The 663-nt window shown below is 24.6% G+C and carries 1 protein-coding gene; it reads left to right on the top strand.

Annotated elements, in window-relative coordinates; translation table 11 throughout:
• Nucleotides 1-130 precede the first annotated feature (130 nt).
• A complete protein-coding gene (locus AJ932_RS09825; RefSeq protein WP_070278543.1) occupies nucleotides 131-598 on the top strand; it encodes a hypothetical protein in 468 nt (155 codons plus the stop codon).
• Nucleotides 599-663 lie beyond the last annotated feature (65 nt).

Raw genomic sequence — 663 nt, 5'->3', positions numbered from 1 at the left:
GTCCTGATGAGCTTGATAAAGCAGATGAAACATTAAGACAAGAATATCTTAAAAACAAAGAATTTAAATTAATTAAAAGTATTAAGTAGATTGGTTATAATAAAACAATTTATCTATATTAGGAGTAAATTTGCAAATTCCTATTTATTCTAAACTCAAAACAAAGCTAGAAAGCAAAGGAATAGACAATATATCAAGTGGACAAATTGCTTGGTTTGTATGTAGCTTGATTCTTGCTTTGGTGACTTATATTATTCTAACTTTTCACTACATTTACATTAGTTATGGTAAATATGATAAGAATTTATTTTTATTAATATTTGATAGAAATGTAATAGAGTTATTTGTTATTGTATATTCTTGCATAATGTTTAATTTATTATATATTTATAATGCCATTCCTTTGGTTTTATCTGCGGTATTTATATTTTTAGCATTTTATTTTTCTAGTTTAAGCTTGTTTATTGTTGGTTGTTGTGGTATAGGAGTATTTTTCTTAATATCCATTTTTAAAAGAAAGTTTATGTTTAGTGTTTTACTATTCGCCTTGGGTTATACTTGCACATTGTTCTTTTTTTATGGACTGGCAACATATTAGAAAGGATTTTATAAATGAAATATTATGCAACGATTTATATTGATCCATTGGTAGAATGTTTTTTG

The organism is Campylobacter sp. BCW_6873 (genome assembly GCF_001762365.1).
Taxonomy (GTDB): domain Bacteria; phylum Campylobacterota; class Campylobacteria; order Campylobacterales; family Campylobacteraceae; genus Campylobacter_D; species Campylobacter_D jejuni.
This window is presented reverse-complemented; position numbering and strand designations above follow the sequence as displayed.